11 protein-coding genes, 1 tRNA gene and 3 pseudogenes are annotated in these 14,657 nt (G+C 52.8%); 7 read left to right on the forward strand and 8 right to left on the reverse strand.

What is annotated here, in order from left to right:
* The 3 genes and pseudogenes from ACTBDZ_RS08780 to ACTBDZ_RS08790 all read left to right on the forward strand — a co-directional run.
* Positions 1–162: pseudogene (locus ACTBDZ_RS08780) on the forward strand (IS5/IS1182 family transposase); the annotation flags it as partial.
* Positions 163–1,280: 1,118 nt separating this feature from the next.
* Positions 1,281–1,726, forward strand: a pseudogene (locus ACTBDZ_RS08785) (phage tail protein); the annotation flags it as partial.
* Positions 1,726–2,367 (forward strand): tail fiber assembly protein, encoded by a 642-nt coding sequence (locus tag ACTBDZ_RS08790; protein ID WP_438815040.1) that lies wholly within the window; start codon positions 1,726–1,728, stop codon positions 2,365–2,367. The pseudogene ACTBDZ_RS08785 and the gene ACTBDZ_RS08790, both read left to right, overlap by 1 nt.
* On the opposite strand, the gene ACTBDZ_RS08795 is transcribed toward ACTBDZ_RS08790, so the two are convergent.
* From ACTBDZ_RS08795 to ACTBDZ_RS08810, 4 genes are all read right to left on the reverse strand, one after another.
* Positions 2,353–3,000: a DNA-binding protein gene (locus ACTBDZ_RS08795; protein WP_438815041.1), complete on the reverse strand. Its 648-nt coding sequence runs from the start codon at positions 2,998–3,000 to the stop codon at positions 2,353–2,355. The two genes, ACTBDZ_RS08790 and ACTBDZ_RS08795, sit on opposite strands and share 15 nt — an antisense overlap.
* Positions 3,000–3,980: an Rpn family recombination-promoting nuclease/putative transposase gene (locus ACTBDZ_RS08800; protein ID WP_438815042.1), complete on the reverse strand. Its 981-nt coding sequence runs from the start codon at positions 3,978–3,980 to the stop codon at positions 3,000–3,002. The genes ACTBDZ_RS08795 and ACTBDZ_RS08800 overlap by 1 nt, the downstream gene beginning before the upstream one ends.
* Positions 3,981–4,053: 73 nt before the next feature.
* A complete protein-coding gene (locus ACTBDZ_RS08805; protein ID WP_438815043.1) occupies positions 4,054–4,812 on the reverse strand; it encodes a BRO-N domain-containing protein in 759 nt (252 codons plus the stop codon).
* Between the two features lie 388 nt (positions 4,813–5,200).
* Positions 5,201–5,276, reverse strand: a tRNA-Phe gene (locus ACTBDZ_RS08810).
* A 648-nt stretch (positions 5,277–5,924) separates the two neighbouring features.
* On the opposite strand from ACTBDZ_RS08810, the pseudogene ACTBDZ_RS08815 reads away from it, so the two are divergent.
* Positions 5,925–8,076 (forward strand): annotated as a pseudogene (locus tag ACTBDZ_RS08815) (ornithine decarboxylase).
* A gap of 42 nt (positions 8,077–8,118) precedes the next feature.
* Here ACTBDZ_RS08815 and ansP read toward each other — a convergent pair.
* From ansP to mutY, 4 genes are all read right to left on the reverse strand, one after another.
* A complete protein-coding gene (gene ansP, locus ACTBDZ_RS08820; protein ID WP_438815050.1) occupies positions 8,119–9,585 on the reverse strand; it encodes an L-asparagine permease in 1,467 nt (488 codons plus the stop codon).
* 416 nt (positions 9,586–10,001) lie between these two features.
* On the reverse strand, positions 10,002–11,075 hold the full coding sequence (mltC, locus tag ACTBDZ_RS08825; protein WP_438815044.1) for a membrane-bound lytic murein transglycosylase MltC: 1,074 nt from the start codon (positions 11,073–11,075) through the stop codon (positions 10,002–10,004).
* 90 nt (positions 11,076–11,165) lie between these two features.
* The gene (locus ACTBDZ_RS08830; protein WP_438815045.1) at positions 11,166–11,438 is read right to left on the reverse strand and encodes an oxidative damage protection protein; all 273 of its coding nucleotides are present in this window, start codon (positions 11,436–11,438) and stop codon (positions 11,166–11,168) included.
* Positions 11,439–11,467: 29 nt separating this feature from the next.
* Positions 11,468–12,550, reverse strand: a complete 1,083-nt coding sequence (gene mutY / locus ACTBDZ_RS08835) for an A/G-specific adenine glycosylase (RefSeq protein ID WP_438815046.1) — start codon at positions 12,548–12,550, stop codon at positions 11,468–11,470.
* Between the two features lie 169 nt (positions 12,551–12,719).
* On the opposite strand from mutY, the gene trmB reads away from it, so the two are divergent.
* Genes trmB through ACTBDZ_RS08850 form a run of 3 tightly spaced genes read left to right on the forward strand, consistent with a single transcriptional unit; the run spans position 12,720 to position 14,523 of the window.
* Positions 12,720–13,439, forward strand: coding sequence for a tRNA (guanosine(46)-N7)-methyltransferase TrmB (gene trmB / locus ACTBDZ_RS08840; protein ID WP_438815047.1), 720 nt, complete (start codon positions 12,720–12,722; stop codon positions 13,437–13,439).
* Positions 13,439–13,786, forward strand: coding sequence for a YggL family protein (locus ACTBDZ_RS08845; RefSeq protein ID WP_438815048.1), 348 nt, complete (start codon positions 13,439–13,441; stop codon positions 13,784–13,786). The genes trmB and ACTBDZ_RS08845 overlap by 1 nt, the downstream gene beginning before the upstream one ends.
* A 23-nt stretch (positions 13,787–13,809) precedes the next feature.
* Positions 13,810–14,523, forward strand: a complete 714-nt coding sequence (locus ACTBDZ_RS08850; RefSeq protein ID WP_438815049.1) for a DUF2884 domain-containing protein — start codon at positions 13,810–13,812, stop codon at positions 14,521–14,523.
* Positions 14,524–14,657 lie beyond the last annotated feature (134 nt).

Genomic DNA, 14,657 nt, shown 5'->3' on the forward strand with positions numbered 1-14,657 from the left:
CGCTCAGTGGCTGAAACGGCCATGTTCCGGTTCAAAACGCTTCTGGGTGGTCATCTAAGTCTGCGTGACTACGATGCTCAGGTGGGTGAAGCCATGGCGATGGTCAAAGCGCTTAACCGGATCACGATATTAGGAATGCCGAACAGTATTCGCATCACGTAACAATCGACCCGATGGGGCACAGTCGTTACAAGTTCTGATTTATTCAACAAAGCCCCCCTAATCGATAAACCGCAACGAGCGGAGGAATAATGGCAATTTCACTTTTAGCCGCCAACAATGCTCAATCAGTCCTGGCTGCCGGGATCAGCGCAGCAGCCACAACGCTGACCGTTAACACGGGAACCGGGGTGCTTTTCCCGTCCCCGGTATCCGGAACCAGTTTTTTCAAACTGACGCTGATTGATGCCGCCACGGGCACTCTCACCGAGATAGTTCATGTCACGCAGCGGGTCGGTGACCAGATGACCATTGAGCGCGGTCAGGAAGGTACCGTTGCGCGCATCTGGTCTGCTAATGATCTCGTTGTAAACATGATGACCGCGGGCACGCTGTCTTATTTGAAACAAGATATAGACGGGAAGCTGGCGAAAGACCAGAACGGCGCGGATATCCCTGATAAGGCGCTGTTTCGCCAGAATATTGACTTGGTTAAGCAGACAAGCGGCACAGATGCAAACGCAGGTCGGGTGTTAGTTCTTCCCGCGAATTCCACGGGTGCATTTGGGGTTGGCGGAGCAGCAAACAACCCCGTGTCACAGCGTGGTGGCTTTTTTGCGTATTCTCCTGAATCGTCAGCGTTGCCTGATATCGGTCTGAATATGAACGGTGTTGGTTATCAGTCTGCATATGATACCAATCGTCGCGGGCAAATATTCCAATCCTTCAACGATGGGGCATTGCGTTATAGAGTTACGACGTCAAATACGGCTGCTGATAATACAACGCCGTGGCGCGTTGCATTTGATAACATCAATCTCGTACCGACGCGAGACGACCAAACGACTTTATCTCTCACATCGGCGGCGGCCATCCATGCGTGGGCACTGGCAAATACATCCCGTTCATTTCGGAACGATGGCATAAACACCGATGCTTCAACTATTCGCTTTGGTTCAGGGGCGTTTACAAAGGTTAACGGCACTTACTCTATCCTTACGGCAAGTTCATCAGCTTCTACTCCTGGTTTGAAAATTCAGGCTGGTGATGCCAACGGATATGTAAGTTATAACGTTTGGACTGATAAAAACCTTCCAAACCCCATGTCAGCATCAGAGATTGTCGGCATTCCGCTGCCGTTCCCCGGCGAAGTTCCCCCCTTCAGGGTGGTTGAAATGCAACGGGCAAGCATTTAACAAAACAACCTATCCGGTTTTAGCCTCCCTCTACCCCACCGGCAAGCTGCCTGACCTGCGCGGTGAGTTTATTCGCGGTTGGGATGATGAGCGGAAGGTTGATGCCGGACGCAAATTACTGTCAGCGCAAGGTGATGCAATTCGAAATATCACCGGGAAGTTTGCAAATAATGGTTTGGCTTGGGCAGAGGGCACTTCATCGTCGGTGGGGGAAGGCGCATTTACCAGATTAGAGGGCGGTTTCCCATCTAAATAATGATTTGGGGTCTGCTGGGTGTCAGTATGCATTCAATGCAGGGAATGTCGTACCAACGGCAAATGAAAACCGTCCGCGCAACATTGCATTTAACTACATTGTGAGAGCAGCATAATGAGCAACTATTCAACGGATATTGAGACTGCCGAATTAGGCGAAAACGGACTCAGCAAAAAGGCTGGCTGGATAACTGTCTATCATGTCAATCAAGACACTGGTGAATACCAGAGCGCCAGCATGGAATACCTCATGCTCGGTGTAGGCCTTCCAGCCCACAGTTACCCCGATAAGCCAGAGTTACCGCTTGCTGGGCAAGCACTACGTCGCACGGCGGATGGCAAGTCGTGGGAGTTCTTGCCAGATCATCGCGGACAAACGGTTTACAGCACGGAAACACGGCAGGAACAGACTGTCACCCAATTCGGCGAACTGCCGGATAATGTCACGTTACTGAAGCCAGAAAGTGAGTTTGATACGTGGGACGGTAAAAAGTGGGTGACAGACACGAAAGCCCAGCAGGCAGCAGAATTACAAGCTGCACAGCAGGCGGCACAACAGGAGTTAAGCTCACGTCTTACCGTGGCGAATGCGCGTATTCAAACGCTGAGCGATGCGGTTGATCTGGATATGGCAACAGAAGAAGAGACGGCATTACTCACCGGGTGGAAAACCTACCGCGTGCTGCTTAACCGTGTGGATATCAGCAAAGCGCCGGATATTGACTGGCCTGAAGCGCCAGAATCAGACAGCCAGTGATACAGAAGCCGCAATGGCATTATCGGTGATCATCCGGTAGGCCGGGATTTCGCGTAATTGCATGGTTTGGGAATCGAACGCCTCAACATGCAGCAAATCAATGTTCAACCCCCCTTTGCGCAAGGCAGAAATATCGCTGGCGATACGCTGAACCCCGAAAAACAGCAGGGCATCCAGTGCTGTGACCAGAAGTCCTGATGTCAGCGCCAGTCGTAACCGTTCGCGCGGCGAGTTAACCTGACCCGCGATATGGGTGTAGCTGCTTTCGGTGCCCCCTTCGGCCCCAGAGCGAAATACCCTGAATCGGCGGCTATAGCGAAACGCTTCGGGCGCGACAACGTCACGTTTCAGACTATACAGTACCCCGCGTTTGTTGCCGTTGATTTCAACCCGGCGGCAGTTAATGGTCAGCTCATCGCGCAGTTTTTCGATAGCCTGGGGCGCACGGATGAGCAGCAGCCGAAACGGTAGTTCGTAGCTCGTTACATACGGCAGGCTGTGTAGCGCCAGTCTGACCCGCGCGATTTCCCCGGCGTGCTGTTGCTGCACCATCAGCCACTGCTTGGCTTGATGCGGGGTTTCGCTGGCCTCGGTGATGTGGTGGTACGCTATCTGATAATCGATGCGATACACTAGCGACCATCATCGAACAGGGTAGCCAGTTCGTCGTCGGACAGACCGGTATAGCGTTTGATTGCGGATTTACTCACGCCATCAGTAAGAAGTTGCCTTGCAATTTTCAGCGAGGCGCTATGCTCGCCTTCTTGGCGTCCTTCTTGGCGACCTTCCTGGCGACCTTCCTGGCGACCTTTCTGCTCACCAAGCTGCATACCCTTCTGGATACCCTTCTGGATACCCTTTGCTTCCAGTTGTTCTGCAATGGTCATGATGTCCTCCTGGTAGTCAATGGCTTTGACGGCGATATGCTGTAGGAATTGTGCTTCATCCGATGTATTTCCCCGCTCTGCAATATAGTACATCAGGCTACGAAACTGTTCTTTCGGTATTGACCATAGATTGAGCAGGCGGGCGATATCTCCTGCCAGTTCCAGCATGTCCCGCGTTCGGATGTGCTTCTGCACCAATTCCAGCAGGGCTACCCGCCGATGGGACAGTATTTCATCATCCGGCATAGCGGTGATATCAACCAGCGGGAATGCCTGTGTATAGACTGATTCTGCCAGTTCAGGGTCAGCAAAGCAATCGAGCCATTGGGTGCTGTAGGGGTAGGGCGACGTGGTGCCGTGGTAGAACAGGAGCGGGATGACCACGGGCAAGGTCTCGTTGCCTTGCTCTAGGTGCCGCTGCATGGCTGCCATGCTATAACGTATTAAACGCCACGCCATCAACTTCTCGGGCCTACTTTGGTGCTCGATTAATGTGTAGATATAGCCTTTCCCCGTTTTTGTCTGCACGGAATAGAGCATATCCGAACACTGGGTGCGCAGGTCGTCTTCGATGAAGCTGCCCGATTCCATGGCAAGCGTGCTTAAATTGCAGCGTTCCCGCAGATGAGGTGGCAAATGCGCCTCGAGAAAGTCCCGAGCTACCGCTATATCACCGAGGAATTTTTTGAACAGCGAATCGTGTTGTGAGAGTGAGGATGTTGTCATTGGCGGAGTATACCTTGCTCAGGTTACGGTATGCCATCGAAATCCCCGGCCCTTTAACGAGCCGGGGCGTTTGTCAGTGTCTCTGCGCGAACAGCTCGAGTTCGGACTTGTGCCAGCGGGTCAGCGTATCGGTGAGCATGAAAGCGTTGCTCTGGCTGGCCTCGGTAAGCAAGCTATCGATTTCACTCATCACGCTATCGACATTCTCTCGCTTGCGCACAAGCTGCCGAATGGTTCGCCTCTCTGCGTTCACGATAGCCGATTGCAGACGTTCGATAACAGCCCATATGCGTTCGCACTCTCGGGCGATATGCGGGATGTGACGGACTTCCATCGGCTGGGGTGAGGGAATGCCCGTGACTTCGCGTAAAGCGTACCATATGCCATTACTCCACGCCTGTTTGAAGCGGAAGTTATGGCTCATGCACCAAATCAGGCGAGCGAGGTTGGATGTATCGTTAGCGGTGAAGAGTTCGTGTGACTCTGGATTGTAGACGGGATGCTCATATTTGCCGGTCTTGCGGATTGAGGGAAGTACTTCATTGAACACCCAATCTTGGAATTGCTTCGCCTCGGGTTTGTTGCTACGGAAGATGACACGGTAGAGGTTGGGTTCGTTGACGTAAACGAGTTTTTGTTTGCCACCTTCGGTAAGGGTGTAGATTTTATCTACCCCCTGGTCATTAAGCTGTTTTGCCATTAAATCACGATGATTTTCAATATTTAGAACTTCGCAAACATCTTTTAGGCAGAACCAAGGGGCACCGTCTACTATCTGAACGCGGACATCATGGGATTCTTTGAAAGAAAATGATATGGGTTGCGTATTCATATTTACATCCTCAGATATTGTTCATTAGCCCTGTTCACGGGGCGGTCGGGTACTTGAACACCGATCTGAGACGGCCAGCAGTTTTCCCCCAATGGGGTGTTGTATTACTACTCGCTACCCGACCATAACAATCTATGGACGTAAAAAAACCGCATTACTTTCGGGCGCGGTATCCGCTCAGATAGGTGTGTTCAGCACCTGAAGGCGACTATAGCGCATGGGATTTCCTTCGTCAAATGTGGTGGCAGGTGTGGTTAGGTGATTTTGCCTAGGATATGCACGTAAGCACTATTGAATGATTATGCACGTTGTCAAATGGGGAATTCTGAACGGGTATTCTGAAATATTCTGAAGAGTGAGGGGCTACATATGCAACCCCTTGAAATCATGGTGCCCGGACTCGGAATCGAACCAAGGACACGGGGATTTTCAATCCCCTGCTCTACCGACTGAGCTATCCGGGCAATGGGGCGCATTAAACCGTATTGGGTCAGTGCCGTCAATGAGTTTATATCACATTCCCGTACGAATGCTGTGAATTCGAGCAGTGACGTGCGTTTTTGCAGCAAAAATGGTTTTTCTGGGTTTGATCACCTGCCAGGCAAACGTTTTCTTATTCGGCGCAATTGGTATTGGGCGTATTGTGTTTGCAAAAAAACCGTGCCACTATGACGCCGTTTTTTACTCCCCATTCACGAGCGGTTAAAGAGGACGTCACTATGTCAGATTCATTGCGCAAGGTGCAGGCTGTACGCGCCGGGCTGTCGATGATGCCTGCCTGTGGGTTCGGTTTCCGCTTGTCTGCATTCTCTCGATTATCCTCCTTCACCATGCGGTGAGGCGATCAGATGCTCACTGTTAGGCATGAGTAAGAACAGCGCATCGCTCTGATTTTACTGATGTCTATCGGGCGGGGCTGGATCCAGTTTCTCCTTGCGTGTTAAGCCGTATAGGCAAAAAGCGGTATTTGTCAGTCGCACCGTCTGGTCTTGTCATAAGATTAATGTATATCTGTTTTAGTCTGCGGGTATGCCATCTAGGCCTGACAGTGATGACGCTTTACACGGTGCCTTTGCGCCACTACTCATCCTTAAGCGTTTGGGTTTGGTTACATGAAACAGTTAAAAATTGCAGCGAACGCGACGGTTGCGGGCCGTCTTCATACCCAGCGAGAAATTGTCTCCCTGAGTCAAACCGACTTTACTGATGTGGCTGCGGTTGTCGTTTCTCTTGAAGAGGCGCGATGTGGGGTGTTGTCGCTGTTGCAGCATACCGGTTTTGGCATTCCTGCATTCGTGGTGAACGAGCCTTGGTATTCAGCAGAGGAAGTGTTGCCATCAGGCAGCAGTTGGCTGCGCGTTGACGGTGCGGGTGAGCACGCCCCGCTGCTGGAGAAAGCCGCGGCGGATTATCAGGCCGGGTTATTGCCGCCGTTTTTCGATACGCTGTCCAAATATGTCGGCATGCGTAATTCCACCTTCGCCTGTCCGGGCCATCAGGGCGGCCAATTTTTTCGCAAGCATCCCACCGGGCATCAATTCTTTGAGTTCTATGGCGAAACGCTCTTCCGTTCCGATATCTGCAATGCGGATGTGAAACTGGGCGATCTGCTGATTCATGAAGGAGCGGCGAAAAAAGCGCAGAAGTTTGCGGCCAAAGTGTTTAATGCCGACAAAACCTACTTCGTACTCAACGGCACCTCGTCAGCCAATGTAGTGACCAACGCGTTGCTGACGCCGGGCGATCTGGTGCTGTTCGATCGCAATAACCATAAATCCAACCACCACGGCGCGCTGATTCAGGCGGGCGCGACGCCCATTTACCTCGAGACGGCACGAAATCCGTTTGGCTTTATTGGCGGGGTGGATGCCGCACTGCTTTGATGAGGCTTATCTGCGTGGCTTGATTCGGGAAGAGGCTCCGCATCGCGCGGATGCACCGCGTCCGTTCCGTCTGGCGGTGATCCAGCTCGGCACTTACGATGGCACCATTTACAACGCGCGTCAGGTGGTGGATAGCATCGGCCACCTGTGTGATTACATCCTGTTTAACTCTGCCTGGGTGGGCTACGAGCAGTTTATCCCGATGATGGAGCAGTGCTCGCCGCTGTTGCTGGAACTGAATGAGAACGATCCGGGCATCTTTGTTACCCAATCGGTTCACAAGCAGCAGGCGGGCTTTTCGCAAACCTCGCAGATCCACAAAAAAGACACGCACATCAAAGGGCAGAAGCGGTTTTGCAACCATAAGCGCTTCAACCACGCCTTTATGCTCCACGCCTCGACCAGCCCGTTTTATCCGCTGTTTGCCGCGCTCGATGTTAATGCAAAAATGCACGAAGGCAGCAGTGGTCGTCGCCTGTGGCTTGAGTGCGTCAAGCAGGGTATCGATACCCGTAAGCAACTGCTGGCCCGTTGTTCGTTGATCAAACCTTTTGTTCCGGATCTGATCGACGGCGTGCCGTGGCAGAATCACGCCACGGACGACATTGCGCAGGATGTGCGCTTCTTCAATTTCGAGCCGGGAGCAGCGTGGCATGCGTTTGAGGGATATGCGCAAGGTCAGTATGTTATCGATCCGTGCAAACTGTTGCTGACTACGCCCGGTATTGATGCCAGCAGCGGTGAATATACCGATTTCGGTATTCCGGCCACCATTTTGGCCAACTATCTGCGTGAACATGGCATCATCCCAGAGAAAAGCGATCTTAACTCGATCCTGTTTCTGCTGACGCCAGCGGAAGATAGCGCCAAGCTGTCGCATCTGGTGGAGGCATTGGTCCGCTTTGAAGCGCTGATTGCGCGCGATGCGCCGTTAAGCGAAGTGTTACCGAATCTCTACCACAAGTATGAACAGCGCTACTCAGGCTATACGTTGCGCCAATTGTGTCAGGAAATGCATGATTTCTATGTCAGTCACAACGTGCAGTATTTGCAGAAAGCCATGTTCCGCAAAGCGACGTTGCCGCGTGCCGTGATGCTGCCGCAAGAGGCAAACAATGCCTTTGTGCGCGGAGAAGTGGATTTGATCCCACCGGCCGAGGCGGAAGGTCGTGTCGCGGCAGAAGGTGCGCTTCCTTATCCGCCGGGCGTGCTGTGTGTGGTGCCGGGAGAAATTTGGGGCGGGGCGGTGCTGCGTTACTTCCTGGCGTTAGAAGAAGGCATTAACCGGATGCCGGGCTTCTCACCGGAGTTGCAAGGCGTTTACAGCGTTGAGCAGGACGATGGCAGCAAGCGCCTGTGTGCGCATGTGATTCAGGAATAATCGCTATTAATGGCGCGAGGCGTAAACCCTCGCGCCGTTTTTTTATTCGGTGGCAGACACGGTTGTTGCAGCGATTTCGCCATTAGCTGCAGCGCGACGCTTTTTCAGCCCATACCATCCTACAATCAGCAGGATAGCCAACACCGGAGTGGAGGCAATGGTCCAGGTGCCGTTCGGGTAGTCAAACGCCATCAGCACCACCACACCCAGCAAGAACAGTAGCGTCAGCCAGGAGGTAAACGGTGCACCGGGCATCTTGAATGAAACGGGTTCCGCTTTACCCTGTTTGATGGCCTGACGCAGCTTCATCTGGCACAAAATAATGAATGCCCAGGAACAGATGATGCCGATAGAGGCCATGTTCAGTACAATCTCAAACACCTGCGACGGCACAATATAGTTAAGGAATACCCCAACGATATGGATCGCCACTGTCACCATGATGCCGGTATAGGGAACAGACTGCGCACTCATTTTCGACAGGAAATGCGGCGCAGAGCCACCCTGAGACAGCGAGCGCAGAATGCGTCCGGTCGAGTAGAGGCCGGAATTCAGGCTGGATAGCGCTGCCGTAAGCACCACCACGTTCATCACATCACCCATGTAGGGTACGCCCAGCTTGCTAAAGAAGGTGACAAACGGGCTTTGCCCGGCCTGATAGGCGTTCCACGGCAGCAGGCACACCAGCAGCACGATGGAGCCAACGTAAAACAAGGCGATACGCCAGATAACGCTGTTAACGGCTTTGGGCAGAATGCGCCGGGCGTCTTTGGCTTCACCGGCGGCAATGCCGATGATTTCGATGCCGGCAAAGGCAAAGATCACGCCCTGAACCAGCATTAATGCGGGCAATAATCCGTGGGGGAATAGGCCGCCGTTATCACTGATGAGATGAAAACCGGTTGGGTTGCCTGCAACAGGGTGACCGCTTGCCAGAAACACCGTACCGACAATCAGGAACAGCGAAATGGCGGCTACCTTGATCAAGGCAAACCAGAATTCCATCTCAGCGAACCTTTTCACGCCAATCAGGTTCATGGTGGTAACGATGGATAGCGCGCCTAAAGCCAACACCCACTGCGGCACATCGGCAAAGGTTCCCCAGTAGTGCATATAGAGCGCAACCGCCGTGATATCCACAATGCCGGTCATCGCCCAGTTAAGGAAATACATCCAGCCTGCGAGGTACGAGCCTTTTTCGCCGAGGAATTCTCGTGCATAAGAGACAAAACTGCCGCTGGAAGGGCGATGAACGATCAACTCACCGAGTGCACGCAAGATAAAGAAAGAGAAGATACCGCAGGTCAAGTACACCAGCGCCAGTGAAGGGCCTGCCAGTTGCAGGCGTGCTCCTGCGCCTAAAAACAGCCCGGTACCGATAGAGCCGCCAATGGCGATCATCTGCACGTGGTGTTTGCTAATGCTTTTTTGATAACCCCTTTCGTGGGAATCGAGCCAGTTTTTTTTGCTGGTCTGATGCGTCACATCTGTTGTGTTGTTGTGTGTCATGCTCTGTTTGTGTTCCTGCTGGTCTTTCATGCTCTGTTTGTGTTCCTGCTGGTCTTTCATGCCTGATGGCGTTTGGTCTGACATTGCGGTCATACAGGTGCGCGGTTTGCGTCTCCCCGCACCGCAGTCATAACCCTTTGTTATGTTTGTTTCGGGCAGCGATGCTACCATTTCTCGTCTGTGCTGGCAAAAAAACGTCAGCGGCGAACAAACGCGTGAAAGCATGGCATGCGGAAAGGACGTGTGGGAACCGGACGAAAGGCTGAAAGGCGTTATTTGAAAAAAATCCCCTTCTGGCGCATGGTTACGCCAAAAGAGGACATTGATTAACGGCTGTAGTTTTAACCGCGACTGTTTTAACCGCGATAGGTTTAACGGCGATAGGTTTAACGGCGATAGGTTTAACGGCGATAGGTTTAACGGCGATAGTTTTTCTGCGTCGAGTTGACCTTGTAGAGATAGCGCCGCGACTCGGCCGACGGGTGCTTGGTGGTCAATGTATCGTAGACTTCGCCCGGCGACATCTGGTTGATCAGGCTAACGGCCCTGTCCTTGTCGCTGGAGAATACGCGCAGCACGCTGCCCGCACCACCGTTATACGCCGTAATAACGGCATAGCGATGTGAGGTCGGGTTCTCGATACCACCCAGATAGGTGTTTTTCAGAATCGCCAGATAAGCCACGCCGGTATCGATGTTATTCTCAGGATCGAACAGGTAGCTGCGGCTCGGCTGCCCCCATTTCCCTTTGCTCTTGAACACATCACGTCCGGCGCTGTGCTGCACCACCTGCATCAGTCCTAATGCGTCAGAACGGCTGACCGCGTAAGGGTTGAAGCTGGACTCGGTTTGCATGATTGCCAGAATCAGCGATTCTTCAATGCCATAGCGCTCGGAAGCCTGACGAATCAGCGGCAGATATTTATGCGCACGTTTGTCCAGATGGTTTGGTACCAGTTGGAAAGTGACGGACCAGATTACATGCAGTCCAGAGGTCCGTTTCTGCAAGCGGTTTTGCAGCAGATAATCAGCAAAGCTGGCGGCGCGCCCTTCCCAGCGAATGGGTTGTTCGGTGTTGTCTAACACCTGGCCGTATAGCATTGGTTCACGGCTGATTTGAATGTCATTGGCGTCAGAGTAGAGGTCCGTATTGCTAGCGTCATCGCCCATCAACAGTGTGGTGATGATGGCCTGACGTAAACTCGGGACGTAATTGGTTGCTGAAATGGTCTCGATAGTAATCGTACCGGCATCAAAGTTGATGTGACTACGGGTTTGATATTGATCGGTATACTTGACGTAGTCTTTCGGGCCAGCAATCAGCACTTCGTTCAGGCCCCAGATATTCTCGATGTTGTGGGCGAACTGCCCCATCAGAATGTCAAAGGCGTTGGTATCCTTGATGAATTCTTCATTATTGAGATCGCAGCGCTTGCCGGAACAGGAGATCAGCAAGGGTGCAACGAGCAACAACGCTAGCAATTTCTTCATAGATGATTCGTTATAAGTATCTTGTTATTAACGGTTCATTAGCAACGCGGTGTCAGCATAAAGAGACAAAAGGGCCACAAGGCCCTGATATCATGCGCTGGGAGGGGTATAGCTTTCGATGTGAACCTCTTTACCCTCGAACAGGAACTTAATCATCTCTTGTTCCAGCAGTTTGCGGTGCTCCACGTTCATCATGTTGAGCTTTTTCTCGTTGATCAGCATGGTTTGCTTGGTCTGCCATTGCGCCCACGCCTCTTTCGAAATTTCCTGATAGATGCGTTTGCCCAATTCTCCCGGATAAAGCTGAAAATCCTGCCCTTCGGCTTCACGTTGTAAAAAAGTACAAAAAATGGTTCTGCTCATGCTGATTCCTCTTGGATAACGCGTGCTGGTCAGATCAAACTGCCGCCGGAGTGTAGCGTTAACATACGTAATAGTCGTTCCACCGGTGCAGCCAGCCCAACGGCGGGCGGTTGCGCTAAGTTATACCAGAGACCGGTCTTTTCCTCCATGCAAGCATGGTGCAAAGCGTGAGGAATGTCAGTGGGTAATGCGAGCCAGAGCGGAACAATATCCAGATGGAAATGGCTAAAGGTGTGGCGAAACGACACCAATTGCTGCACGTCTGTGATTTTCAGACCGCGTTGTTGCAGCCAAGGTTCCACATCATCATGGGTGTTGAATTGTGGAAAGCAAAACAATCCTCCCCATAACCCGGTTGCAGGCCGCTGTTGCAGCCATACGTCATTACCTCGTTGTAGTAATAGAAACCAGGCGCTTTTTTCCGGTAACGTCTGCTTCGGTTTTTTACCCGGATAGCTGGCCCAGCTGTGGTTGGCATAAGCGATGCAACCGTTGCTTAGTGGGCAAAGTTCGCATTTGGGGCGGCTGCGGGTGCAGACCATTGCACCTAAATCCATCATCGCCTGATTAAACTGGCTAACACCCTGTGCGGGCGTTACCTGCTCGCTATGGGACCAGAGCTGGTGCTCAACCTCTTTTTTACCCGGCCAGCCGGCTACCGCGTAGCAGCGTGCCAGCACGCGTTTGACATTGCCATCAAGAATCGGGTGATGCTGACCGAGAGAAAGGGACAGCACTGCGCCCGCGGTAGAACGCCCGACACCCGGTAACGCGCAAACGGCGTCCAATGTGGTAGGGAACTCCCCGCCGTGCTGCTCCACGATGGTTTGCGCGGCTTTGTGCAGGTTGCGCGCACGCGCGTAATAACCCAGCCCGGTCCACAGGTGCAGCACCTCATCCAAGGGGGCGGCGGCAAGGGTGCGTACATCGGGAAAGCGTGCAATAAAACGTTGAAAATAGGGGATGACCGTGGTGACCTGCGTCTGTTGTAACATGATCTCGGAGAGCCATACGGTATAAGGCGTTTTCTCTTGTTGCCACGGCAGCGTCTTGCGGCCATAGCGCTCATACCATGCCAACACCTGCTGCGCGAACGGCTGCGCTTGCATCATAAAAGAGCCACTCTCTTGCCGGGTGAAAAGTCTGACAGCGATTCCAGCACAGAGTGAATGTGCTGTAAACCGGAACTTTCCGAGGTATCCCCCTTGCTAAACCGCGGTATCCTTGCATAATGCGCCTTTCTTTGGGCGAATTTGAACAGGCCATCGGCACACGTTTTCTATGATCAATAACGTCATTTCACCGGAATTTGATGAGGATGGGCGTCCGCTGCGCCGTATTCGCAGTTTTGTGCGCCGTCAGGGGCGTTTGACCAATGGACAGCAGCAGGCGCTGGATAACTACTGGCCCGTGATGGGGGTAGAGTATCAGGCACAGGCGCTCGATTTTACCGTGCTTTTCGGTCGCGAAGCGCCGACGGTATTGGAAATCGGGTTTGGCATGGGGGCGTCGCTGGTCACCATGGCAGAGCAACACCCTGAGCAAAATTTTTTAGGGATTGAGGTTCATCTTCCCGGCGTCGGTGCCTGCCTGGCAGCGGCGCAGGAGGCTACTCTGAGCAACCTGCGCGTGATGTGTCATGACGCGGTAGAAGTGCTGGAGCAGATGATTCCCGATGGGTCGCTGGCCATGGTGCAGCTCTTTTTCCCTGATCCTTGGCATAAAGCACGCCATAATAAACGTCGTATTGTACAAAAAGCCTTTGCGGAGCGGGTGCTGCGCAAGCTGGCTAAGGGGGGCGTGTTTCATATGGCGACAGACTGGGAGCCTTATGCGGAACATATGCTTGAGGTCATGCGCGATGTGGCGGGATACCGTAATCTCTCTGCCACACAGGACTACGTTCCTCGCCCATCGTCTCGCCCGTTAACCAAGTTCGAAGCGCGCGGCCAGCGGTTAGGCCACGGAGTGTGGTATCTTATGTTTGAGAGGATAGAATAATGGCACAACAACGCAGTCGTCGTTTGCGCAAAAAGTTACACATTGATGAGTTTCAGGAACTGGGCTTTTCGGTAAGCTGGCGTTTCGCTGAGGGCACGTCGGTAGAAACCATCGATGCCACTCTGGATAAGTTTGTTGACGATGTGATTGATCCGGCTGGCCTGGCATTTGAAGGCAGCGGTTATCTGCACTGGGAAGGGTTGATCTGCTTGCAAAAGACCGGCCATTGCACCGATGCGCACCGTGAGCAGGTCGTTGCCTGGCTGAAGGCCCAGCAGTTGCAAGAGGTTAAAGTTAGCGAACTGTTCGATATCTGGTGGGATTTGCCGGAAAATCTGCTCTCCTGATTCTGTTTTTATAGGAAGACGACATGTTGCGATCGGTAATGCTCTCTCTGCTGGCTTTGTTGTCCTGGCAGGCACAGGCGGCGTATCAATGTGAAGTGAATCCGCAGGATGACATCTTCATTACACCGCAACAGGTGCAGGTAGTTGGCGCAAGTGGCAATCTGGTGATTTCGCCGCAGGGCGATGTCACCCGCAACCAGACGGCGTTAACGCTTACTGCGGCACAGCGTCAGCAGGCGAAAGCGTATCAAGCGGATTTGCGTCAGCAACTGCCGTGGATTGAGCAGGGTGCACAGGCGCATCTGGAAAAAGCGCGTGTGGCGCTGGATGGTGTCATTGCTAAGGAACTGGGAAGTGACAGCAATGTGCATGCCCGGCTGACCACGTTGGATACCCAACTCAAGCAGCAGATAGCGCGCATTCTTGAGCCGTGCAGCGATGGCATTGCGTTTCATCACCAGGCCGTAAAACAGGTGGAGCAGGATGGCCGCCAGTTGGTGCAGCAAGCCCTTGGCGGTGTGTTGCAAGACAGCCTGAACGAGATGGGTGTAAAGCAGCTTTCCAGCGGCGGCAATCCGTTGCAGGCGGTGATGGGTAACCTTGGCAACCTGCAACAAGCGATTCAAACCGAGTGGAACAGCCAGGAACTCACGTTCCAGCGCTTTGGCAAGGATGTATGCCAGCGGGTCATTTCACTGGAAAACCAGCGTAAGCAGTTGCTTAAATCCCTGCCGTAATTGTATCTACCCGTCATTCCGCACCTACTTTAAGAATAAATTCGACGGTATCGCTCGCCGAGAACATCAACGATGGTCTTGTGAACAGAATTGAGGTTGGATACTTGTGGTGGTCTGTCACCAATACTGAACTC

It is taken from the genome of Symbiopectobacterium sp. (assembly GCF_051710365.1).
GTDB lineage: Bacteria > Pseudomonadota > Gammaproteobacteria > Enterobacterales > Enterobacteriaceae > Symbiopectobacterium.

What these genes read in the sequence shown, in the direction of transcription:
- ACTBDZ_RS08790 (WP_438815040.1), top strand. Translation starts at nt 1,726, where the DNA reads ATGAGCAACTATTCAACGGATATTGAGACTGCCGAATTAGGCGAAAAC.
- ACTBDZ_RS08800 (WP_438815042.1), bottom strand. Translation starts at nt 3,980, where the DNA reads ATGACAACATCCTCACTCTCACAACACGATTCGCTGTTCAAAAAATTC.
- ACTBDZ_RS08805 (WP_438815043.1), bottom strand. Translation starts at nt 4,812, where the DNA reads ATGAATACGCAACCCATATCATTTTCTTTCAAAGAATCCCATGATGTC.
- ansP (WP_438815050.1), bottom strand. Translation starts at nt 9,585, where the DNA reads ATGACACACAACAACACAACAGATGTGACGCATCAGACCAGCAAAAAA.
- mltC (WP_438815044.1), bottom strand. Translation starts at nt 11,075, where the DNA reads ATGAAGAAATTGCTAGCGTTGTTGCTCGTTGCACCCTTGCTGATCTCC.
- ACTBDZ_RS08830 (WP_438815045.1), bottom strand. Translation starts at nt 11,438, where the DNA reads ATGAGCAGAACCATTTTTTGTACTTTTTTACAACGTGAAGCCGAAGGG.
- mutY (WP_438815046.1), bottom strand. Translation starts at nt 12,550, where the DNA reads ATGATGCAAGCGCAGCCGTTCGCGCAGCAGGTGTTGGCATGGTATGAG.
- trmB (WP_438815047.1), top strand. Translation starts at nt 12,720, where the DNA reads ATGATCAATAACGTCATTTCACCGGAATTTGATGAGGATGGGCGTCCG.
- ACTBDZ_RS08845 (WP_438815048.1), top strand. Translation starts at nt 13,439, where the DNA reads ATGGCACAACAACGCAGTCGTCGTTTGCGCAAAAAGTTACACATTGAT.
- ACTBDZ_RS08850 (WP_438815049.1), top strand. Translation starts at nt 13,810, where the DNA reads ATGTTGCGATCGGTAATGCTCTCTCTGCTGGCTTTGTTGTCCTGGCAG.